We start from the raw sequence: 22,756 nt of genomic DNA, 5'->3' as shown, positions 1-22,756 counted from the left end.
CAAGTCTAGGGTCTGCCGCGCGGAGGGCATCGCCCGGGCGCGATAATCCGCCTTCCCCGGCCAGCCCGCGCCGGGCTCTTGCCGAACCGCCATGAACCCCAGCTACAAACCCAGCGACGTCGAGTCCGCTGCCCAGGCGCAATGGAGCGCCGCCGATGCCTACCGCGTCACCGAAGACGCGAGCCGCAAGAAGTACTACGCCTGCTCGATGCTGCCGTACCCCAGCGGCAAGCTGCACATGGGCCACGTGCGCAACTACACGATCAACGACATGCTCACGCGGTATCTGCGCATGAGCGGCTACAACGTGCTGATGCCCATGGGCTGGGACGCCTTCGGCCTGCCGGCCGAGAACGCGGCGCTGAAAAACGGCGTTCCGCCGGCCAAGTGGACCTACGAGAACATCGACTACATGCGCGGCCAGCTCCAGGCCATGGGCCTGGCGATCGACTGGAGCCGCGAGATCGCCACCTGCGATCCGAGCTACTACAAGTGGAACCAGTGGCTGTTCCTGAAGATGCTGGAGAAGGGCATCGCCTACCGCAAGACCCAGGTCGTGAACTGGGACCCGGTCGACCAGACCGTGCTGGCCAATGAGCAGGTGATCGACGGCAAGGGCTGGCGCACCGGCGCCACGGTCGAGCGCCGCGAGATCCCTGGCTACTACCTGAAGATCAGCGACTACGCCGAGGAACTGCTCGAGCACACCCAGCACAAGCTGCCGGGCTGGCCTGAGCGCGTGAAGCTGATGCAGGAGAACTGGATCGGCAAGAGCGAGGGCGTGCGCTTCGCCTTCACGCACGACATCCAGGACGCGAGCGGCCAGCTCATCCAGGACGGCCGCATGTACGTGTTCACCACGCGCGCCGACACGATCATGGGCGTGACCTTCTGCGCCGTGGCGCCCGAGCATCCGCTGGCTGCGCACGCCGCCACGCTCGATCCGAAGGTCGCGGCCTTCATCGAGGAATGCAAGAACGGCGGCACCACCGAGGCCGAGCTCGCCACCCAGGAGAAGAAGGGCGTGCCCACGGGCCTGACCGTCAAGCACCCCATCACCGAGGAGCAGGTGCCGGTGTGGGTCGGCAACTACGTGATCATCGGCTACGGCGACGGTGCCGTGATGGGCGTGCCTGCGCACGACGAGCGCGACTTCGCCTTTGCCAACAAGTACGGCATCGAGATCATCCAGGTCGTGCTGGTCGATGACGAGCCGCACTTCGACTATCACAAGTGGCAGGACTGGTACGGCGACAAGCAGCGCGGCGTGACCATCAACTCCGACAACTTCAGCGGCATGTCGTACAAGGAGGCCGTGGCCGCCGTGGCGCATGCGCTCGGCCAGAAGGGCCTGGGCGAGTTGCAGACCACCTGGCGCCTGCGCGACTGGGGCGTGAGCCGCCAGCGCTACTGGGGCACGCCGATCCCGATCATTCATTGCGAAGAACACGGCGCGGTGCCGGTCCCCGAGAAGGACCTGCCCGTGGTGCTGCCGACCGACTGCGTGCCGGACGGCTCGGGCAACCCGCTGAACAAGCACGAAGGCTTCCACGCCGGCGTGGTGTGCCCGGTGTGCGGCAAGGCCGCGCGGCGCGAGACCGACACCATGGACACCTTCGTGGATTCGTCGTGGTACTTCATGCGCTACTGCGACCCGAAGAACGACCAGGCCATGGTCGCCGAGGGCGCCGACTACTGGATGCCGATGGACCAGTACATCGGCGGCATCGAGCACGCGATTCTTCACTTGCTCTACGCGCGCTTCTGGACCAAGGTGATGCGCGACCTGGGCCTTGTGAAGGCCGACGAGCCCTTCGCCAAGCTGCTGACGCAGGGGATGGTGCTCAACCACATCTTCTACAAGCGCAACGAGAAGGGCGGCAAGGACTACTTCCCGCCTTTGGAAGTGACGCCCGTGCTCGATGCGCAGGGCCGCATCACCGGCGGCACCACGGCCGACGGCACGAAGGTCGAGTACGGCGGCGTCGGCAAGATGGGCAAGAGCGAGCGCAACGGTGTCGATCCGCAGGACCTCATCGAGAAGTACGGCGCCGACACCGCGCGCCTGTACACCATGTTCACCGCGCCGCCCGAAGCCACGCTCGAGTGGAACGACGCGGCCGTCGAAGGCAGCTACCGGTTTTTGCGCCGGGTGTGGAATTTCGGCGTGACGCAGGCGGACGTGGCGCCGGCCAAGGCCGGCACGCAGACGTTCGGCAAGGCCGCCCAGGCGCTGCGCCGCGAGGTGCACACGGTGCTGCGCCAGGTCGACTACGACTATCAGCGCATGCAATACAACACGGTGGTGTCGGGCGCGATGAAGCTCCTGAACGCGCTCGAAGGCTTCAAGCCCGACGGCAGCGCGGGTGACGCGGCCGCGGTGCGCGAGGGCTTCGGCATCCTGCTGCGCTGCCTGTACCCCGCCACCCCGCACATCGCCCAGCAACTGTGGACGGAGCTCGGCTACGACAAGGACCTCGGCGGCCTGCTCGACGCGGCCTGGCCGACGGTCGATGTCGAAGCGCTGGTGCAGGACGAGATCGAACTCATGCTGCAGGTCAACGGCAAGCTGCGCGGCAAGCTGCTGGTGCCGGCCGGCGCTTCCAAGGATGAGATCGAGAAGCTCGCGCTCGCCTGCGACGACTTCGTCGCCTTCGCCGAGGGCGCGCCGCCCAAGCGCGTGATCGTGGTTCCCGGCCGTCTGGTCAACGTGGTCCTCTGAACGATAGAAGCATGAACAAACGCAATGCCTCGTTGCCGCGCCGCGGCTTTCTCCTCGGTTTGACGGCCGTGGGCGCCAGCGTGGGCCTGGCCGGCTGCGGCTTCGAGCTGCGCAAGGCGCCGGTCTTCGCGTTCAAGACGTTGTCGGTCGAGGGCAATTCCGCGCTGATCAACCAGATCCGGCGCGACCTGCGCGCGGCCGGCACGGTGACGCTGGTGCCCAAGGAAGACGCCAAGACCGCCGACGCGGTGCTGGTGGTGCTGGGCGAAGACCGCGACCGCTTCGTGATCTCGACCAATTCGGCCGGCGCGCTGCGCGAACTGCAGCTGCGCCTGCGCGTGCGCTTCAGCCTGAAGACGCCGGGCGGCAAGGAACTGCTCGCGGCCTCCGAGGTGTCGCAGACGCGCGACCTGAGCTTCAACGAAACCAACGCGCTCGCCAAGGAAGGCGAGGCCGAACTGCTGTTCCGCGACATGCAGAGCGACATTGCGCAGCAGTTGATGCGGCGCCTCGCGGCCGTCAAGGAACTCTAGGCGCTCCGCGCCGCAGCGATTCCATGCAACTTGCCAGCGCCCAACTCGGGGGCCACCTGCAGAAGGGGCTCAAGCCGCTCTACACGATCCACGGCGACGAGCCGCTGCTCGCGCAGGAGGCGGCCGACGCCATCCGAGCCGCCGCGCGCGCGCAGGGCTACACCGAGCGCAGTTCGTACACCGTGGCCGGCGCGCATTTCGACTGGAGCGCGGTGCTGGCGGCGGGAGGCTCGCTCTCGCTCTTCGCCGACAAGCAGATCGTGGAGATCCGCATCCCTTCGGGCAAGCCCGGCAAGGACGGCAGCACGGCGTTGCAGCAACTGGCCGAAGCCGCGCCCGGCAACGACAGTACGCTCACGCTGGTGATGCTGCCGCGCCTGGACAAGGCCACGCGCACCGGCGCCTGGTTCTCGGCGCTGGAGAACAACGGCGTGAGCATCCAGGTCGATCCGGTCGAGCGCAATGTGTTGCCGCAATGGATCGCGCAGCGCCTCGGGCAACAGGGCCAGCGCGTGATGCCGGGCGACGAAGGCCAGCGCACGCTGCAGTTCTTTGCCGACCGCGTCGAAGGCAACCTGCTCGCGGCGCACCAGGAAATCCAGAAGCTCGCGCTGCTGCACCCGGCCGGCGAACTGAGCTGGGAACAGGTCGAAGGCGCGGTCAACAACGTGGCGCGCTACGACGTGTTCAAGCTTTCCGAAGCGGTGCTGGCCGGCAACCCGCAGCGCGTGGCGCGCATGCTCGATGGCCTGCAGGCCGAAGGCGAGGCCGAGGTGCTGGTGCACTACACGATCGCCGAGGACATCCGCGCCTTGAAGCGCGTGAAGGACGCCATGGCTGCCGGTCGGCCGCTGCCGATGGCGCTGCGCGAGAACCGCATCTGGGGCCCGCGCGAGCGTGCCTTCGAGCGCGTGCTGCCCCGGCTGGACGACCGCATGCTGGCGCGCCTGCTGCGCGCGGCCCACCTGGTGGACGGCATCTGCAAGGGCCTGAAGCAGCCCGACTGGCCCGCCAGCGGCTGGCAGGCGCTGCAGCGGCTGGCGCTGATGCTGTGCCGTGCGTGCAGCAGCGCGCCGGCGGCAGCGCGCCGCGCCTGATCTCTTTTCTTTCTTTGGCGGCTCCAGGCACCAAAAGGCCTGTGTAAGCCGGGCCACAGGTCGGCGTGGGAAAATGTTCGCATGAATGCGTTCAACGTCAGCGAGCACATGCAGGCCCTCGGCCTGCAGGCAAAGACCGCTGCTTTCCTCATGGCCCGTGCGGATGCAGCTACCAAAAACATAGCATTGAAGGCGCTCGCCCGGCGCCTGCGCGAAGCCGGCCCGGTGCTGGCGGTCGCCAATCAGAAAGACCTGGAACGCGCCACCGCCGCCGGCCTCTCGGCCCCGATGGTCGATCGCCTCAAGCTCACGCCGAAGGTCATCGAGACCGTGGCCCTCGGTTGCGAGCAGCTCGCCGGCATGGCCGACGTGATCGGCGAAATCATCGGCATGAAGCAGCAGCCCAGCGGCATCCGCGTGGGCCAGATGCGGGTGCCGATCGGCGTGTTCGGCATGATCTACGAGAGCCGCCCCAACGTGACCATCGAGGCCGCGAGCCTCGCGATCAAGTCGGGCAACGCCGCCATCCTGCGCGGCGGCTCGGAAGCCATCGAATCGAACAAGGCGCTGGCGCTGCTGGTGTCCGAGGCGCTGGCCGAAGCCGGCCTCCCGGTCGAGGCGGTGCAGCTGGTGCAGACCACCGACCGCGAGGCCGTGGGCCAGCTCATCGCCATGCCCGAATTCGTGGACGTGATCATTCCGCGCGGCGGCAAGGGGCTCATCGAGCGCATCAGCCGCGACGCCAAGGTGCCGGTCATCAAGCATCTGGACGGCAACTGCCACGTTTATGTAGACGACACGGCCGAATTCGGCATGGCGCTGCGCATCGTGGACAACGCCAAGACCCAGAAGTACAGCCCCTGCAATGCCGCCGAAGGCCTGCTGGTCTCGGAGGTGGTGGCGGAAGACTTTTTGCCCCAGATCGCCGCGATCTTTGCCGCCAAGGGCGTGGAAATGCGCTGCGACCCGGCCGCCGCCCGCATCCTGCGTTCGGACGAGGCGGCGCTCGACCCGGCTGCCAAGGTCATCGATGCGGTCGAGACCGACTGGTCCGAGGAATACCTCGCCGCCGTGATCAGCATCAAGGTCGTGGCCGGCGTCGATGAGGCCATTGCGCACATCAACCGCTATTCGAGCCACCACACCGACGCCATCGTCACGCGCGACCACGTGCATGCTCAGCGCTTTTTGCGCGAGGTCGATTCGGCCAGCGTCATGGTCAATGCGAGCACCCGCTTCGCGGACGGTTTCGAGTTCGGCCTTGGCGCTGAAATCGGCATCAGCACCGACAAGTTCCACGCCCGCGGGCCAGTCGGCATCGAAGGACTGACCTCGCTCAAGTACGTGGTGCTCGGCCAAGGCGAAGTGCGGACGTGATGCGTGCTGCTCCCGCGGTCTTGTCATCGGGGCATGTACCCCCAATTCCTACAATTCCGCTCCACCTCTAAGAAATCGAAGAAGGCCGCCGCATGGTTCCGCATCTCGTCACCGCCCTGACCGGCCCGATCAACGAACTGGAACAGCGGGTGCTCGACTCGATGCCCGCCATCGAGCGCTGGTTCCGCCTCGAATGGATGGAGCACACGCCGCCGTTCTACAGCTCGGTCGACATCCGCAATGCCGGCTTCAAGCTTGCGCCGGTCGATACCAACCTTTTCCCGGGCGGCTGGAACAACCTCACCAAAGAGATGCTGCCGCTGGCGGTGCAGGCGGCCCAGGCGGCCATCGAGAAGATCTGTCCGGAGGCGCGCAATCTGCTCGTCATTCCGGAAAATCACTCCAAGAACACCTTTTATCTCGCCAACATCGCGCAACTTGTGCGCATCTTCCACATGGCGGGACTCAACGTGCGGATCGGCTCCGTCGATCCGGCCATCAAGTCGTCCAAGAAGATCGAATTGCCCAACGGCGAGACCGTGACCCTCGAGCCGGTGGTGCGCGGCAAGCGTCGGCTGGGGCTGAAGAACTTCGATCCCTGCACAATTCTGCTCAACAACGAGCTTTCTGCAGGAACGCCGGGCATCCTCGAGGATCTTCACGAACAGTACCTGTTGCCGCCGCTGCACGCGGGCTGGTCTGTGCGCCGCAAGAGCAACCACCTGCACAGCTATGAAGAGCTGTCCAAGCGCCTGGGCAAGCTCTTGGGCATCGACCCCTGGCTCATCAACCCGATCTACGCACGCGCCGAAGGCGTCGACATTGCCGAGGGGCGCGGGATCGACGTGCTGACCAGCCATGTCGATGCGGTGCTCACCAAGGTGCGCCGCAAGTACAAGGAATACGGCATCAACGAAAAGCCGTTCGTGGTCGTCAAGGGCGGCCACAGCGGCAGCGGCAGCCCGGGCGTGGTGACAGTGCGAGATGCCAAGGAAGTCGAGGCGCTGATCGGCAAGTCGCGCACCAGCACGTCCTCTGCGGCAAAGACCTCCGCCGGCCGCGACCTGCGCGAACCCACCGAGCTGATCGTCCAGGAAGGCGTGCTGACCAACGAGCGCGTGCACAACGGCGTGGCCGAGCCGGTCGTCTACATGATGGACCGCTACGTGGTCGGTGGCTTCTACCGGGTGCACGCCGAGCAGGCCGCCGACGAGAACCTCAAGCTGCCGGGCGCGAGCTACGTGCCGCTGGCTTTCTCGGAAAGCACGCACATGCCCCAGCCTGGTGCCAAGCCCGGCGCGAGCGCGCCGAACCGTTTCTATATGTATGGCGTGGTCGGCCGCCTGGCCATGGTGGCAGCCAGCTACGAGATGGAAGCGACCGACCCGGACGCCGAAATCTACGAATGATTTCCGCCGCCGGGTTGCGGCGTCACCGGGCAACGGCAAAATAGCGGCCCCACAGCAACGGAAACAAAAGGGCGGGAGGGGTGACGCGTGGTGGAACAACGAATGAATGTTCCGCCGTCATGGCACCTCCGCGTGTCTGACGCGTCGATCCACAACGGCCAGCCCTTTTTCCCATCGACTTCGTGTCAGCCCCCAAAACAATCTCTGCCGGCCTGATCGTCGGCGCCATCGGCGTCGTCTACGGCGACATCGGCACCAGCGTGCTGTATGCGGTCAAGGAAGTGTTCGGCCACGGCCACGTGCCGTTCACTGTCCAGAACGTCTACGGCATCCTGTCGATGTTCTTCTGGACGCTCACCGTCATCGTCTCGATCAAGTACGTGGTGCTGGTGCTGCGCGCCGACAACGAAGGCGAGGGTGGCCTCGTCGCCATGCTCGCGCTGGCGTCCCGGGCCGTCGCGGACAAGCCGCGCCTTCGCCATGTGCTGCTGGTGATCGGTATCTTCGGCACCTCGCTCTTCTACGGCGACGGCGTCATCACGCCGGCCATCTCGGTGCTGTCGGCGGTCGAGGGCCTGGAGGTGGTGTCGCCGCACTTCAAGCACTACGTGATCCCGATCACTTTGGTCGTGCTGTTCTGCCTCTTCGCCGTGCAGAAGCGCGGCACCGCGGGCATCGGCAAGTTCTTCGGCCCGGTCACGCTGGCGTGGTTCGCGGCCATCGCGGTGCTGGGCGTGTGGCAGATCCTGCATCACCCCGAAATCGTCAAGGCGCTCAACCCCTGGTATGCGCTGAAGTTTATCTGGGACAACCCGGGCACCAGCTTCATCCTGCTGGGCGCGATGGTGCTGTGCGTGACCGGCGCCGAGGCGCTGTACGCCGACCTGGGGCATTTCGGCAAGAAGCCGATCCGCATCGCGTGGTTCTCGGTCGTCATGCCGGCGCTCACGCTCAACTACCTCGGCCAGGGCGCGCTGCTGCTGGAGAACCCCGAGGCGGTGAAGAACCCCTTCTTCATGATGGCGCCCGAGTGGGCGCTGATTCCGCTGGTGCTGCTGGCCACGTTGTCGACGGTGATCGCCTCGCAGGCGCTCATCACCGGCGCGTTCAGCGTGACGCGCCAGGTGATTCAGCTGGGCTACCTGCCGCGCCTGAACATCGAGCACACCAGCGTGCGCACGGCCGGGCAGATCTACATTCCGCTGGTCAACTGGGGCCTGTTCGTGGCCATCGTGCTGGCGGTGGTGATGTTCCGCACCTCGAGCAGCCTGGCCGCGGCCTATGGCATCGCGGTGACAACCGACATGCTGATCACCACGATCCTGACCTTCTTCGTGATCCGCTACGCGTGGAAGCTGCCGCTGGCGCTGTGCATCGCATCGACCGCGGTCTTCTTCGTGGTCGACTTCCTGTTCTTCGCCTCGAACCTGCTCAAGCTGTTCGAGGGCGGCTGGTTCCCGCTGTTGATCGGCGGCTTCGTGTTCACGCTGATGATCACCTGGAAGGAAGGCCGGCGCCTCATGGGCGAGGCGCAGCACGCCGACGCGATCGACTTGAAGTCGTTCCTCGACTCCGTGTTCGTGAGCCCGCCGGCGCGCGTGGACGGCACGGCCGTGTTCCTCACCGCGGAGCCGGGCGTCGTGCCCAACGCGCTCTTGCACAACCTGAAGCACAACAAGGTGCTGCACGAGCAGAACATGTTCGTCACCGTGCGCAACCACGAGGTGCCCTGGATTCCGATGGACAAGCGCATCGAGATCGAGGCGCTCGGCCACCATTGCTGGCAAGTCATCGTGCACTACGGCTTCAAGAACGACATCGACCTGCCGCGCGCGCTCGAGCATGCGCGCCTGCGCGGCTGCCAGCTGGAGCCGATGGCCACGAGCTACTTCCTCTCGCGCGACGTCGTGATCCCGACGCTGGGCAGCGGCATGGCGCCGTGGCGCGAGAAGCTGTTCGCGCAGATGCACCACAACGCGAGCGGGGCGGCGGCGTTCCTCGGGCTGCCGAACAACGCGGTGGTGGAGCTGGGGTCGAAGATCGAGATCTGAGGCCGATGAAGAGGCCGCGGCCTCTTCAGCCGAAGTCGTCTTCGGGCCGCTCCGCCGCAAGCTGCGTCATGTGCCCCGCGATCGCCCCCGGCGTCGTGAACCAGATCTCCCCACGATCCCGCGCACGCGCCAGATGCGAGAGGGCCGTGCGCAGGTGGCGCAGCCGGTATGGCTGGCCGACGATGTACGGATGCAGCGCGAGCCCCATCACCAGCGGCTGCGCGCGCGACTGCTCCAGCATCTCGTCGAAGTTGTCGACCACCATCGCGCTGAAATCCTTCGCATCCATCAGGCGTCCCACGATCATCGGGATGTCGTTGAGCTCCTGCGGATAAGGCACCGACCAGATCGAGCCGCCGCCGCGCGTGCGCATGCGCACCGGCTGGTCGTCGTGGCACCAGTTGAGCGTGTAGCCGTAGCCGGTTTCGCGCAGCAGGTCGGGCGTGACGGCGCTTTCCGAAATCCACGGCGACAGCCAGCCCGCGGGCGCCTGGCCGCTTTCGCGCAGCATGCGTTCGCGGCAGCGCAGCAGCAGAGCACGTTCGTGTTCTTCGTCGAGCGCGCCCTGGCGCTCCGCGTTGCTGTGGCCGTGGCCGATGAGTTCGTCGCCGCGCGCCACGCAGGCCGCAACCAGTTCCGGGCAGTGGTCGTAGAGCGCGGTGTTGATGAGCGCGCCGGTCGGCAGCGCGAGCGTGTCGAAGAGTTCGAGGCAGCGCCACGCGCCCACGCGGTTGCCGTATTCGCGCCAGCCGTGGTTCAGCACATCGGGCTGCGGCGAGGCCGGGCCGATGCAGGCGCCCAGGCCATCGCCGAAGGCAAAGTGCTCGATGTTGAAGCCGAGGTACACGGCCAGCCGCGCGCCGTTCGGCCAAACGTAGTCGGGGCGCTGCGTGATCGGTCGGTAGCCGAAGCGATCGTGCGAGGGCAGGAGGTCGGGCCAGCGTGTCGTCATGCGCTGTGCCTCACAGCACCGCGAGGCCGGCGCGCACCAGCAGCCACTCGGCGCTGTCGTTCCACACGTCCATCTGCACGATGAGCCCGTGGCTCACCACGTAGCGGTCGACATACCGGTTGCCTTCGAAGGCCGTGCCGTCGGGCCAGGCGCCGTACAGCGTGCCCAGGCTGTAGACCACGGTGGCTTCGGGCGTGCCGCCGGCCACCGTTTCGGTGCGCTCGATCTTCTTCTTGACCCAGGCGTAGCGCTTGGCGTTGAAGGCCGAAGTGTCGCCGGGCGCATGCATCTCGCGGTTGCCGGTGAAGCGGATGCGGATGTCGGGTGCGGTGAAGCGCGAGGCCGACTGCGGGTCGGGGATCATCACGAGCCGGAGGAATTCGTCGACGATCGCGGCGGGGTCGATTGGGGCGGGCGTGTTCATGAGGAGTCTCCGTCGAGCGGGCCACGCCGGTGCATGGCATCGCATGGTGAAAGAAATGAGTCCGGAAAGCCCGCAAGTCCTGTGCCGATCGGGCGTCGGGCGGCGACTCTTCCGCTCCCGGCACAATCGCGCGATGTCGTTTTCCAGAGACCTGCGCCTTCGGGTGCCCGCGGCCCGACAGAGCGGGCGCCGCCGCTTCGCAAAGGCCTCCGCCGGCAAGGGCATGGCAGCCTCCGGCAACATCGCGCCACAAACCAACGCGGCCGCCGCATCCGGCGCCGGAAAGAACGCCAGATGAAAAACATCCTCTTCGTCGCCGACCCGCTCGATCACTTCAAGATCTACAAGGACACCACCTTCTCGATGATGCGCGAGGCCCAGCGCCGCGGCCATCGCATCGCGGCTTGCCTGCCGCAGGACATCCAGTGGAAATCGGGCGGGCTGGTCACGGCGACGGTGCAGCAGATCACGCTGACCGGTGACGCCAAGGACTGGTACACGGTCGACATCACCGAATCGAAGGCGCTCAAGGACTTCGACGCGGTGCTGATGCGCAAGGACCCGCCCTTCGACGCCGAGTACATCTATTCGACGCACCTCCTGCAGCAGGCCGAGCGCGAGGGCGCGCAGGTGGTCAATTCGCCGCGCGCGTTGCGCGACCACCCCGAGAAGCTCGCGATCATGGAGTTTCCGCAGTTCGTGACCCCCACGCTGGTCACCCGCAGCGCGCAGGCCGTTCGCGACTTCCATGCCGAGCACGGCGACATCATCCTGAAGCCGCTCGACGGCATGGGCGGCATGGGCATCTTCCGCGTGAAGCAGGACGCGCTGAACCTCGGCTCCATCGTCGAGACGCTCAACAAGGACGGCGCCGAAACGATCATGGTGCAGCGCTTCGTGCCCGAGGTGGTTCAGGGCGACAAGCGCATCCTGATCATCGCGGGCGAGCCGGCGCCCTTTGTGCTGGCGCGCATTCCGCAGGGCACCGAGGTGCGCGGCAACCTTGCGGCTGGCGGCAAGGGCGTGGCGCAGCCGCTGACGCCGCGCAACCGCGAAATCGCCGAGGCCATCGGCAAGGTGCTCGCACCGCGCGGGCTGCTCCTGATCGGGCTCGACGTGATCGGCGACTCGGTCACCGAGATCAACGTGACCAGCCCGACCTGCTTTCAGGAAATCACGGAGCAGACCGGCTTCGACGTGCCGAAGATGTTCATCGACGCGCTGGAGAAAACCCTGCGTCCTGCCTGAACCCGGGCGCCGCGGTGCGGGCCTGTTCCCGCTCGCGCCGCGCCTGCAGGCGCCGTGAGCGCAGCTTGCGCGCCCAGATGACGATGCCGGTGATCGACAGCATCGCCACCACCAGCCCCAGCGCCGACATCATGATGCGGCCCGGCATGCCGAGGATGCGCCCGCCGTGCAGCGGCAATTGCAGCTGCGCGAACACGTCGGCCGCGGTGCCGTGCCACGGCTGGTTGCTGCCGATGAGGTGGCCGTCGCGTCCATCGAGGTAGAGGTTCGACAGGTCCATGCCGTCGCTGTCGTCGTGCGTCGCGTGGTCGAAGAACGAGATGTTGTAGAAGCCGCCGCGCGCGTTGTAGAACGCGCCGCCCAGCGGCGTCGTCCAGCCGCGGCGCCGGGCTTCGGCCTCGGCTTGCGCCACGATCTCGCGGAAGCCGATGGTGGGCTCGATGCGCGTGCCCAGCGGCGCGAGCGGCACCAGTGCCGAGGGCCCCGGCGTGGTCTTGGAGACCAGCGAGAGCATCGGGTGGAACACCTCCTTGTAGAGGTTCAGCGAGAACGAGGTGAAGGCCACGACGATGATCAGCCCCCAGATCCACAGCCCGCCCGCGCGGTGCAGGTCGAAGTTGAGCTTGTAGCCGCCGGCCGCCCAGCGCACGGTCCACGACGGCTTCCAGCGCTGCCACCAGGCGGTTGCCGGCCGGTGCGCCGGCTGCACGGCCTTGCGCAGGCGCCGCGGCATCGTGAGGTAGAGCGCGACGAAGCTGTCGAGCAGCCACACCAGCGCCACCGTGCCCATGATCCACCAGCCGATGCGGTCGGTGCCCCACATCGCCGGCACATGCAGCATGTAGTGGAGCTTGCGCAGGAACGGCATCAGCGTCTCGGGCTTGAGCGAGATGGCCGTGGAGTCGCGCCGGCCGCGCACCTCGGCAGTGACCGGGTCGACGAACACCTGGTTGTAGCCGAGCCTGAAGGGCTTTCCGGTGGCCGGATCGACGCGGGGCTGCACGAAGTAGCCGGCGGCGTGACCCTCTTCGAAGCCGAGCGGCATGTACGCGACCCGCGCGCGCGGATCGTGCGCCTCGACCGCGGCGGCCAGCTCGAACGGGTCCTTGAAGGGGCCGCGGCTTTGCGTGTCGTAGAGCTTGCGGTTGAGCCAGCCGTCGATCTCGTGGTCCCACGAGATGACGGCGCCGGTCAGGCCCGAGACGATGAGGAACAGCGCAACCGCCAGGCCCGCCCAGCGGTGGATGGCGGTCGCGAAGGCGCGCATCAGAAGTCGATGGTGCCGCTCACCGCGAAGGTGCGCGGCGCGCCCATCACCAGGTAGTTGGAGCCCTGCGTGCCACCCACCGAACCCCAGTACGACTTGTTGAAGAGGTTGTCGATGCGCGCCCGCAGCGTGAGCGCGCGGCCGTTGCCCAGGTCGACCAGGTAGCGTGCGCCGATGTCGACACGCGTCCAGCCAGGAATCTGCTGCGTGTTGGTGGCGTTGGCGTACTGCTTGGAGGTGTAGAGCAGGCGCGCATTCAGCGACAGGTTGCGCACGCCGGTCACATCCCATTCGGCACCGAGGTTGAGCTGCTGCTTGGCCACGCCGATGGCGGTGAGGCCGTCGGTGGCGCCGCCTTGCGTGTTCTTCTGCTTGGCATCGAGCAGCGTCAAGCCGCCGAGGAGGCGCAGGCCCTTCGTGGGTTCGCCGAACACCGAGAACTCGAGGCCCTGGTTGCGCTGCTTGCCGTACAGGCCGTAGACCTGGCCCGCGGCCTCGTCCGCGTATTGGTAGACGGGCTGGTCGATCGTGAAGAACGCGGCGCTCGCGCCCAGCGAACCGCCGTCGTACTTGACGCCGATTTCCTTTTGCTTGGCCTGGTAGGGCGCAAAGACTTCGCCGCCATTGGCGACCGGGCGATTGTTCGCCGTGGCGGGCGCCACCTTGCCCTGGACCAGGGCTTCGATGTAGTTGGCATAGGCCGACACGGTCGGCGTGATCTTGAACACGACACCCGCCACCGGCGTGGTCTTGCTCTTGTCGTAGGCGCTCGTTTCCTTGATCGTGTTGTAGGCGAAGCTGGTCTGCTTGATGGTCTGGCGGCGTGCGCCGAGCGTGACCAGCAGGCGGTCTTCCATGAAGGACATGGTGTCGGCGACGGCGACGCTCGAGGTGTCGATCTTGTCGGTCAGGCGCGGGTCTTCCAGCCGGTTGCCCACGAAGCCGCCGGTGCCGTTGGCGACGGGGTAGGGCGAGAAGAAGGGCGCATAGATGTTGTTGCGCACGCTGCCCGAAGAGATCGCATAGGCGTTGTCGCGGTCGTTGCTGTACGTGGTGGCCGAGGCCACCACCGTGTGCTTCACCGGGCCGGTGGTGAAGTTGCCGCGCACGCCGATTTCGGCGGTGCCGATGCGGTCCTTGCGGGTGTTGCTGAAGCGCGTGTTGCTGGTGTTGCCGAAGGAGTTGACGAGCGTCGGATTCGACAGCACGTTGTCTTCGTCGCTGCGGCGCACGCCGCCGGCGGCCCAGGCCGTGATGCTGTCGGTGATGTCGACCTCGCCGCGGAAGGTGGCGAACTTGTCCTTTTCCTTCGAGTAGGTCCAGGGCTGGGCGAAGTTGCTCTTCGCGTCGGGCACGCGCGGGATCGGCAGGCTCGAGGAGGGCGTGAGGCTCGGGCGGCCGTCCTTCAGGTCGTAGTCCTGATAGCCGAAGTCGGCCGAGAGGCGCACGTTGCGGTTGTGCCAGTCGAGGCCGACGGCGAAGGCGCTCAGTTGCTGGCTTTCCTTGAACACGCCCGTGCCGCCTTCGCGGCGCACGGCATTCACGCGAACGCCCAGGCTGTCGTCGGGGCCGAAGCGGCGCGCCAGGTCGAGGTTCACGAAGCCCTGGCCACCGCTTTGCACGCCGAAGCCGACGCGGGTGAGCGGCTCGTTGGGCGCGCGCTTGGGCAGCAGGTTGATCGCGCCGCCGATGCCGCTGCCGCCGGGCGCGGCACCGTTCAGGAAGGAGTTGGCGCCGCGGAACACTTCCACGCGCTCGAAGAATTCGGAGGCGATGTACTGGCGCGGCAGCATGCCGTAGAGGCCGTTGTACGCCACGTCGTCGGAGAACACGGGGAAGCCGCGCACCACATAGAGCTCCTGGAAGTTGCCGAAGCCGCGGGCCTGGCGCACCGACGGATCGTTGAGCAGCACGTCGGCGACGCTCTTGGCCTGCTGGTCCTGGATCAGTTCATTGGTGTAGTTGGTGCTCGAGAACGGCGTGCTCATCATGTCCTGGTTGCCCAGGATCCCGACCCGCCCGCCGCGCGCCACCTGGCCGCCGGCATAGGGCTTGGTCAGGCCTTCGGCCGAGGCATCGGCGCTGGCCTCGACGTTGACGGTCGCCAGTGTGCCGCTCGATGCAGCCGGCTCGGCAGCCGGGGTCTGCGCCAAGGCGCCGAGAGCGTGGAGGGCGAGGAGCGAAGCCGCCACGGTCGGGCGAAGGCGAAGGGAGGAAACTGCGGGCATGAACGGTCCGATGGTGTGCAAATGAGAACCGTTATTATTCCCTCGGGCATGCACGCCATCGATACTTTCTTGCAATGTTGCAAAAAAGTGTCAGTCAAAAGACTTCGTTTGGACCTCAGCCGACCGACAGTTGCCCGTCCACGAACACATGCAGTTCGCCTGGCGCGAACTGCGTCCATGTTTCGTTCGTGGTGAGCGGCGTGGTCACCACCACGGCCACGCGATCGGTCGGCGTGGTGTGCTGGGCGAAGTCGATCTCCAGGTCTTCATCGGACAGCTGCGCTGTCACGAACGGATGCCGGCGTTCCACGTACCAGAGGTGGGTCGATGCATGCGCCCACAGCGCCTGACCGTTCGACAGCATGAAGTTGAAGGTGCCGTGGCTCGCGAGTTGCGGCGCCAGTTCGCGCAGCGTAAGCGTCAGCTCCTCGATGCTCGGCACGCCCGCGTGCGACTTCGCCAGTTCCTGCATGAGCCAGCAGAAGGCGTGCTCGCTGTCGGTGTTGCCCACGGGATGGAAATTGCCATGCAGGCGCGGCCGAAAGTCCTTCAGGTCGCCGTTGTGGGCGAATACCCAGTAGCGCCCCCACAGCTCCCGCACGAACGGGTGGCAGTTCTGCAGGTTGACCTCGCCCTGCGTTGCCTTGCGGATGTGCGCGATGACGTTGCGGCTCTGGATCGGGTAGCGCCGGATCAGCTCCGCCACCGGCGATTCGCTGGCCGGCTGGTGATCGACGAAATGGCGCAGGCCCCGGTCCTCGAAGAACGCGATGCCCCAGCCGTCGGCGTGGTGGTCGGTGCGGCCACCGCGCTGCGCGAACCCCGTGAAGCTGAAGGTCACGTCCGTCGGCGTGTTGCAGTTCATCCCTAGCAATTGACACATGCTGACGATTAGACCGCGATTCCCGCCGGCTCCGCGCGCAGCTAGCGGATGAACTTGCCTTCCTTGGTCACGCGCACCATCTCGATGAAGCGCGAGCCTGTGTTGCTGGCGCCGGTGAAGTCGATCTCCATGCCGCCGATGCGCAGCTTCATCGCCTTCAGCGCGGCGTGCAGCTTCGCGCGCGTGAGGTCGCGGCCGGTGCGGCGCAGGCCCTCGATCATCACGAGCGCGTTCACATAACCCTCGTAGCTCAGGTAGCCCAGGTCCACCTTGGCGCGCTCGGCCAGTTGGCGGAATTCGCGCGCGGTGGCGTCGACCTCGCTCCAGGGGTACGGCACGATCTGCGAGATCGCCAGTCCGCTGGTCTTGTCGCCCACGAGCCTGGCGGTGACGTCGCCCGGCACGATCGACATCCCGTAGAACATCTGCCGACCGCCCGCGGCCCAGGCCGCCTTCATCACCTCGCCGCCGATGCCGCCGCCCAGATACATGATCACGGCCTGCGCCTTGCTGTCGGCCAGGGCCTTGCCGGATGCTTCGTTGGTCGTGCCGTCGCCCTTGACGGCCGCCGCGGCTTCGGGCTTCAGCTTGAGCGTGTCCAGTGCGGCTTCGACCAGCTTGGCGACTTCCGCCCCGCCGGGGTTGTCGAGGTACGCCACGGCGATCCGCGAGACGCCGATGGTCGTCAGGTGCTGCACCAGCGCCTGGGCTTCGCGCGCGAAGGTGGCGCGCACGAAGTAGCCGGCACCGCCCATCTTCTCGCGGGCCGAATCCGACACCGCATAGCCGCCCACCGTCGGCGCGCCGCTCTGGTTCACGACCTTGGCGCCCGCGGCGGTGGTGCCCGAACCCACGCAGCCGAAAAAGGCGAAGACGCGGTGCTCGGCCAGCAGCTTTTCGTAGTTGGCGAGGGCCTTCTCGGGCTTGAGTTCGTCGTCGAGCGAAACCAGCCGGATCTTGCGGCCCGACAGTCCGCCCTGCGCATTGACCGCATCGAAAGCCAGCCCGGCGCCCGCCATCACCACCTTGACCGGCACGCCGAGCGGGCCGCTCAGGATGCCGGTATGGCCGAGGACGATTTCGCTGTCCGAGACGCCGCTCTCGGCGGCAAAGGCTGGAAAGGAAAGAGGGCCGAGTCCGGCCGCTGCCGCCGCCGAGGCGGCGATGAAAGTTCTGCGATGCATGGAACCGTTTCGTTATCAGATACAACTGATAACAATTGAAAGCGAAAGCGCCTTCCGGGTCCGCCGGTGTTTACCCCGTGTTGCGCGCTGTCACGTCCGGCTGCTTCGGGCCTTCGCGCAGTTGCCATGCCGCGCAGATCGCCAACGCGCACAGCCCCGCCAGCATGGCGAAGACCTCGTCGAATGCAGCCAGCCGCGCCGGGCTGCTCACCGGATTGGCCAGCGAATCGCCGTGTGCCGCCAATCGCCACTCGAGCACGATCGCGCACAGGCTCACGCCGGCCGCACCGCCCAGCATGCGCACGAAGTTGATCGCGCTCGCGCCCTGCGGAATCAGCGGCTTGGCCAGCGGCCGCATCGAACCCAGGTTGAGCGACGGCAGGATGAACCCCAGCCCGATGCGCCCGATGATCGCGAACGCCACCAGCAGCCACAGCGCGCTGTCGAGCCTGAGCACCATCATCAGCGCGAACGAAGCCGCCAGCAGCGCGAGGCCGATGGTCACCAGCACCCAGGTCGGCTGCCGGTCGGCCAGCCGGCCGACGCCCGCGATGGTTACGGCCAGCACGATGCCGGCCGGCAGAAGAATGGTGCCGACATGCGACGCCGACAGACTCAGCCCCACCTGCATGTACACCGGCAGCAGGTAGGTAGAGCCGAACAGCGCCGTGCCGTAGATGAAGGCGACCACGCTGCCCATCGCGAACTGCCGGTACTGGAAGAGCGCGAGGTTCATCAGCGGCGTGCCGCCCGAAGCCGCGAGCCGGCGCTGCCACCACACGAATGCGATGAACGAGACCAGCGCACCGGCCAGCAGCAGCGCGGCCTGCAGCGGCGAATCGCCGCGCAGCTCGACCAGCCCGTTCAACAGGCACAGCGTGCCGACCGTGCCCAGCGCGAGGCCTCGCGCATCGAGCCCGCCGCCGCGCACCGCGGCCACGCCGCCCGGCGCCGTCTTGGGCACGAACTTGTAGGCCAGCCAGATCGACGCCAGGCAGAACGGCACCACCATGAAGAAGATCGAGCGCCAGCCGAACAGGTCGACCAGCACCCCGCCGATGCTCGGCCCGATGGCCGGCGCGAGCACCACGCCCATGCCGAAGATGCCGCTCGCGCGCCCCTGCTCGTGCGGCTCGAAGGCGCGCAGGATGATGATGGCCGGAATGGGCTGCACCACGCCCGCCGCGAGCCCTTCGGCCACGCGCGCGAACAGCACCAGCGAGAAGTTGTTGGCCAGCCCGCCGACGATGCCGCCCACGAGCAGCAGCAGCATCGTGCCGACGTAGGTGCGCCGGTAGCCGTAGCGCGACAGCAGCCACGGCGTGGTGAGCATCGAGACCGTCATCGCCACCATGAAGCCCGAACTCACCCACTGCGCGCGCTCCTGACCGAGCGAGAAGTGATGGCTCATGCCGGGAATTGCGACGTTGACGATGGTCGACGACATGATCGATGCCATCGTCCCCACCATCACCGACAGCAGCAGATACCAGCGGTAGCGCTCGCCATAGCGTTCGCGCAGGATGCTCATGGCGGGCGGCGCCGGCGTGACGGCGGCTTCGGGCGTGGGTGGGGAGGTCATGGGGCGGCGGAATGTCTCGGGGTCCGTCGTCCTACAAGCATATCGGTGTTTGCGCGGCGAAGGGCTCGGCGCGAGGCCGCAAAATGCGGCGGCTGTCCCCTCTGCGTCAAGTTCAAGAAGACAACAACATGGAGTCCCCGATCAACGAACCCGTCAACGAACAGGCCGCGAACCAGCAGGCACAGACCGCCCCCACGCTCGCCACCGAACTCGTCGCGCCGACTGTCAGCCGCGCCTACCGCTGCCAGTGCGGCCGCCCCGTGTTCCTGCGCAACAGCGAGTGCCTGGCCTGCCACACGCCGCTCGGCTACGTGATCGACCGCCTCGGCGTCATGCCGCTGGCACCGGCCGAAGGCGGGGGCGCGCTGCCCGACACCTTCACCGTGTTCGGCGATCCGCACGGCAAGACCTACCACCGCTGCGCGAACCTCATGACGCCGGCCGCCTGCAGCTGGATGGTCGCGGTGCCGCGCGAAGGCGAGACCATTCCCGCCGACACGCAGGGCCTCGCACCCGGCTACTGCCTCGCGTGCAGCGTGACGCGCACCATCCCCGATCTCTCGGTGGAGAGCAACGGCGAGCTCTGGCGCAAGCTGGAGACGGCCAAGCGCCGGCTCATCTCGCAACTGCTCGCGCTGGGCCTGCCGGTGGTGAGCCGGCATGCCGATCCGGTGCATGGCCTGGCGTTCGATTTCCTCAGCAACGTGCCGGGCGGTCCGCACGTCATGACCGGCCATGAGCACGGCGTGATCACCCTCAACGCCGAGGAGGCCGAGGACGCCGTGCGCGAACGCATCCGCGCCGAGATGCGCGAGCCCTACCGCACGCTGCTCGGCCACTTCCGCCACGAGATCGGCCATTACTACTGGGACCTGCTTGTGTTGCCGACCCCCTGGATCGACGACTTCCGCGCGCTCTTCGGCGACGACCGCGCCGACTACGCCGCCGCATTGCAGACCCACTACGAACAGGGCCCGCCGCCCGACTGGGCCGACCGCTTCGTGAGCAGCTACGCAAGCACGCACCCGTGGGAAGACTGGGCCGAGACCTGGGCCCACTACCTGCACATGGCCGACACCGCGGACACCGCGATGAGCTTCGGTGTCGATGCGACCAACGTCGAGCTGACGAGCGACCTCTTCACCGCAGACGACCTCTGGCAGCCCGACCATCCCGACGCCGCGAAATTCCTCGACTTCATCAACGGCTGGGTGCTGCTGACGAACGTGCTCAACGAGCTGTCGCGCAGCATGGGGCAGCCCGACTATTACCCGTTCGTGCTGCCGCGGGCGGCGGTGGGCAAGCTGCAGTTCATTCACCGCGTGATCACGGAGCAGCGGGCCGGGTCGGCGCCGACGATGGTGGTGGCCGGCGATGTGGCGGCGACTGAGCCTGAGCCCGTCGAGCCTGCACCCGAGCAGGTGCAGTCGCAATCACAGACGCAATCCCAGAGCGGCGTTCAGTCCTGAGGCGGTGTCCCCGCGGCGCAGCGCACGCAGATGCAGGCGAGACCGCGCGTCGACTCAGGCAACTTGGCGAGCGGCGCATTGCTGAAGTCGGCCTGCATGCACCAGCAAGGTGGCTGCGCCTGGCCCGTCTCGCGTTCGACCTCCATCGCGCAGCGGTTCGACTCGCCGCACAACGGGCAGCGCGAGACGTCGATGACCGCAGCGCCGGTCGTCATGCGAGCTCGAAGGCCGGCAGCTTCTTCGCCACCGCGACGTTCTGCAGCGTCACATACACCGGCAAACCGTTGCGGTAGGCGGGGTAGTCCTCGCCCTCGATCAACGGCAGCAGGTAGCGCCGGCACTTTTCGGTGATGCCGTAGCCGTCGTCCGAAATGAAATCGCGCGGCATCGGCTTCTCGACATTGGCCACCGATTCGAGCGGCGCGCTGCCGAGCGTGTACGCATAGGGCACGTCGGACGTTCGTTCGATCGTCGGCATCACCGCGTTGCGGCCTTCGAGCGCGAGCTCGACCGCGCGTTGCCCCAGTTCGTAGGCCTGCTTCACGTCGGTGGCCGAGGCAATGTGCCGCGCCGCGCGCTGCAGGTAGTCGGCCACCGCCCAATGGAACTTGTGGCCGTGCGCGTCCTTGATCATCTGCGCCACCACCGGCGCGGCGCCGCCGAGCTGCGCGTGACCGAACGCGTCGCGCGTGCCTTGCTCCGCGAGGAAGGTGCCGTCGGGGTAGTGGCAGCCCTCGGACACCACGACCGAGCAGTAGCCGTGCTGCTTCACCAATTCATCGACACGCGCGAGAAAACGCGGCTTGTCGAACTCGATCTCGGGGAACAGCACCACCACCGGAATGCCCTGGTCCGCGGCGAGCCCGCCAGCCGCGGCGATCCATCCCGCATGCCGCCCCATCACTTCGAGCACGAACACCTTGGTAGAGGTGGCGGCCATCGAACGCACGTCGAACGAGGCTTCGATCGTGGACACCGCCACGTACTTCGCGACCGAGCCGAAGCCCGGGCAGCAGTCGGTCAGCGGCAGATCGTTGTCGATGGTCTTGGGCACGTGGATCGCCTGCAGCGGATAACCGAGCGACTGCGAGAGCTGGCTCACCTTGAAGCAGGTGTCGGCCGAATCGCCGCCGCCGTTGTAGAAGAAGTAGCCGATGCCGTGCGCCTTGAAGACTTCGATCAGCCGCTCGTATTCGCGGCGGTTCTTCTCGAGCGACTTGAGCTTGTAGCGGCACGAACCGAACGCGCCCGATGGCGTGGTGCGCAAGGCCGCGATGGCCTCGGCCGATTCGGCGCCCGTGTCGATCAGTTCTTCCGTCAGCGCGCCGATGATGCCGTTGCGTCCGGCGTAGAGCTTGCCGATGCGGTCCGGGTGTTTCCGTGCCGTCTCGATCACGCCGCAGGCCGACGCATTGATGACCGAGGTGACGCCGCCCGACTGGGCGTAGAAGGCGTTGAGGATGGGCATGCAGGCATTCTCCCGCAGCCCCATGACAGGCGCCAGTACCGGCGTGTCGGGATGTCAGCGGCTTTCGAACGCAGGCGGCCGCTTCTGCAGGAACGCGCTAACGCCTTCGCGGAATGTCGGGCGATCGATCAGCTCGCGCTGGCGTTCGCTTTCGTAGTGCAGTTGTTCCTTCAGCGTGTGGCGCTCGGAGGCCTCGAAGGCTTCACGTGCCTCGATCACCGCATGCGCGGGCAGGCGTGTGAGGCGCTGCGCGATGGCGCGGGCATCGTCCATCAGTTGCTCGTCGTCGGCGCAGGCCCAGATCAGCCCCCACTGCACCGCGCGTCCGGCGCTCAGGCGCTCGTCGAGCAGCGCCATGCCCATCGCGCGCGCCTTGCCGGCCCGCCGCGGAATGGCCCAGGTGCAGCCCAGGTCCGGCACGATGCCGAGCTTCGGGAGAAAGGGCAGATAGAAGTACGCGCTGCGTGCCGCGATCGTCACGTCCGCGGCAAGTGCGAGGCCGACGCCCGCACCGGCCGCGGCACCGTTCACCGCGGCGACCACAGGAACCGGCAGCGTGCGCAGCGTCTCGATCAGCGGATTGCTCAGCGACTGCATCCACTCGGCCGTCTGCGTGCCGAGCGACTTGCCTTCTTCGCCGGGCGTCATCGCGCTCAGGTCGGCACCCACGCAGAAGGCCTTGCCTGCGCCCGTGAGGATCACGGCACGCACCGCGCGGTCGTCGCGGATGTGCTCCAGCGCGTCGCGCAGTTCGACCTGCAATCCATGCGCGATGGGATTCAGCTTGGCCGGCAGGTTCAGCGTGAGCGTCGCAATGCCGTCGGCCAGTTCGTAGAGGATCGGTGCTTGGGAGTCCATGGCA

At 67.0% G+C, this 22,756-nt stretch carries 18 protein-coding genes; 8 read left to right on the top strand and 10 right to left on the bottom strand.

Annotated elements, in window-relative coordinates; all coding sequences use genetic code 11:
- Positions 1–91 precede the first annotated feature (91 nt).
- The 6 genes from leuS to QF040_RS22450 all read left to right on the top strand — a co-directional run bounded on the left by leuS (position 92) and on the right by QF040_RS22450 (position 9,189).
- Positions 92–2,722 carry a leucine--tRNA ligase gene (leuS, locus tag QF040_RS22475; RefSeq protein WP_429612883.1) on the top strand — a complete coding sequence of 877 codons (2,631 nt, stop codon included), beginning with the start codon at positions 92–94 and terminating at the stop codon, positions 2,720–2,722.
- A gap of 11 nt (positions 2,723–2,733) precedes the next feature.
- Positions 2,734–3,255, top strand: coding sequence for an LPS assembly lipoprotein LptE (gene lptE, locus QF040_RS22470; RefSeq protein ID WP_013538915.1), 522 nt, complete (start codon positions 2,734–2,736; stop codon positions 3,253–3,255).
- A gap of 23 nt (positions 3,256–3,278) precedes the next feature.
- The gene (gene holA / locus QF040_RS22465) at positions 3,279–4,352 is read left to right on the top strand and encodes a DNA polymerase III subunit delta (protein ID WP_429612882.1); all 1,074 of its coding nucleotides are present in this window, start codon (positions 3,279–3,281) and stop codon (positions 4,350–4,352) included.
- Between the two features lie 81 nt (positions 4,353–4,433).
- Positions 4,434–5,729 carry a glutamate-5-semialdehyde dehydrogenase gene (locus QF040_RS22460; RefSeq protein WP_307512193.1) on the top strand — a complete coding sequence of 432 codons (1,296 nt, stop codon included), beginning with the start codon at positions 4,434–4,436 and terminating at the stop codon, positions 5,727–5,729.
- A 92-nt stretch (positions 5,730–5,821) separates the two neighbouring features.
- Positions 5,822–7,138 (top strand): glutamate--cysteine ligase, encoded by a 1,317-nt coding sequence (gene gshA / locus QF040_RS22455; protein ID WP_429612881.1) that lies wholly within the window; start codon positions 5,822–5,824, stop codon positions 7,136–7,138.
- Between the two features lie 182 nt (positions 7,139–7,320).
- The gene (locus tag QF040_RS22450) at positions 7,321–9,189 is read left to right on the top strand and encodes a potassium transporter Kup (RefSeq protein WP_306881947.1); all 1,869 of its coding nucleotides are present in this window, start codon (positions 7,321–7,323) and stop codon (positions 9,187–9,189) included.
- A gap of 25 nt (positions 9,190–9,214) precedes the next feature.
- Here QF040_RS22450 and QF040_RS22445 read toward each other — a convergent pair whose 3' ends face one another.
- Both QF040_RS22445 and QF040_RS22440 read right to left on the bottom strand, forming a co-directional pair.
- Positions 9,215–10,141: a polysaccharide deacetylase family protein gene (locus QF040_RS22445; RefSeq protein ID WP_429612880.1), complete on the bottom strand. Its 927-nt coding sequence runs from the start codon at positions 10,139–10,141 to the stop codon at positions 9,215–9,217.
- 10 nt (positions 10,142–10,151) lie between these two features.
- A complete protein-coding gene (locus QF040_RS22440) occupies positions 10,152–10,565 on the bottom strand; it encodes a nuclear transport factor 2 family protein (protein ID WP_429612879.1) in 414 nt (137 codons plus the stop codon).
- Positions 10,566–10,859: 294 nt separating this feature from the next.
- Here QF040_RS22440 and gshB point away from each other — a divergent pair, with 294 nt between their 5' ends.
- Positions 10,860–11,813, top strand: coding sequence for a glutathione synthase (gene gshB / locus QF040_RS22435; protein WP_307598292.1), 954 nt, complete (start codon positions 10,860–10,862; stop codon positions 11,811–11,813).
- On the opposite strand, the gene QF040_RS22430 is transcribed toward gshB, so the two are convergent.
- The 5 genes from QF040_RS22430 to QF040_RS22410 form a co-directional block, all read right to left on the bottom strand.
- Entirely contained in the window at positions 11,776–13,080 is a 1,305-nt protein-coding gene (locus QF040_RS22430; protein ID WP_429612878.1) for a PepSY-associated TM helix domain-containing protein, read from the bottom strand. The genes gshB and QF040_RS22430 overlap by 38 nt on opposite strands.
- Positions 13,080–15,308 (bottom strand): TonB-dependent receptor, encoded by a 2,229-nt coding sequence (locus QF040_RS22425; RefSeq protein WP_429612877.1) that lies wholly within the window; start codon positions 15,306–15,308, stop codon positions 13,080–13,082. The genes QF040_RS22430 and QF040_RS22425 overlap by 1 nt, the downstream gene beginning before the upstream one ends.
- A gap of 115 nt (positions 15,309–15,423) precedes the next feature.
- Complete coding sequence (locus QF040_RS22420; protein WP_429612876.1) at positions 15,424–16,191, bottom strand: class II glutamine amidotransferase; 768 nt, start codon at positions 16,189–16,191, stop codon at positions 15,424–15,426.
- Positions 16,192–16,232: 41 nt separating this feature from the next.
- Positions 16,233–17,375: an ABC transporter substrate-binding protein gene (locus tag QF040_RS22415; protein WP_429612875.1), complete on the bottom strand. Its 1,143-nt coding sequence runs from the start codon at positions 17,373–17,375 to the stop codon at positions 16,233–16,235.
- A gap of 70 nt (positions 17,376–17,445) precedes the next feature.
- Positions 17,446–18,957 (bottom strand): DHA2 family efflux MFS transporter permease subunit, encoded by a 1,512-nt coding sequence (locus QF040_RS22410; protein WP_429612874.1) that lies wholly within the window; start codon positions 18,955–18,957, stop codon positions 17,446–17,448.
- Between the two features lie 128 nt (positions 18,958–19,085).
- Here QF040_RS22410 and QF040_RS22405 point away from each other — a divergent pair, with 128 nt between their 5' ends.
- The gene (locus QF040_RS22405) at positions 19,086–20,426 is read left to right on the top strand and encodes a zinc-binding metallopeptidase family protein (RefSeq protein ID WP_429612873.1); all 1,341 of its coding nucleotides are present in this window, start codon (positions 19,086–19,088) and stop codon (positions 20,424–20,426) included.
- Here QF040_RS22405 and QF040_RS22400 read toward each other — a convergent pair.
- Genes QF040_RS22400 through QF040_RS22390 form a run of 3 tightly spaced genes read right to left on the bottom strand, consistent with a single transcriptional unit; the run spans position 20,417 to position 22,752 of the window.
- Positions 20,417–20,641 carry a cysteine-rich CWC family protein gene (locus tag QF040_RS22400; protein ID WP_429612872.1) on the bottom strand — a complete coding sequence of 75 codons (225 nt, stop codon included), beginning with the start codon at positions 20,639–20,641 and terminating at the stop codon, positions 20,417–20,419. The genes QF040_RS22405 and QF040_RS22400 overlap by 10 nt on opposite strands.
- Positions 20,638–21,894: a 6-phosphofructokinase gene (locus QF040_RS22395; protein WP_429612871.1), complete on the bottom strand. Its 1,257-nt coding sequence runs from the start codon at positions 21,892–21,894 to the stop codon at positions 20,638–20,640. The genes QF040_RS22400 and QF040_RS22395 overlap by 4 nt, the downstream gene beginning before the upstream one ends.
- 54 nt (positions 21,895–21,948) lie before the next feature.
- Positions 21,949–22,752: an enoyl-CoA hydratase-related protein gene (locus QF040_RS22390; protein ID WP_429612870.1), complete on the bottom strand. Its 804-nt coding sequence runs from the start codon at positions 22,750–22,752 to the stop codon at positions 21,949–21,951.
- Positions 22,753–22,756: the final 4 nt, after the last annotated feature.

This window comes from Variovorax sp. W2I14 (assembly GCF_050435205.1).
GTDB classification, from domain to species: domain Bacteria; phylum Pseudomonadota; class Gammaproteobacteria; order Burkholderiales; family Burkholderiaceae_C; genus Variovorax; species Variovorax paradoxus_C.
Note: the sequence above shows the minus strand (reverse complement) of the source record. Positions and strands in the feature narration are given on the sequence as shown.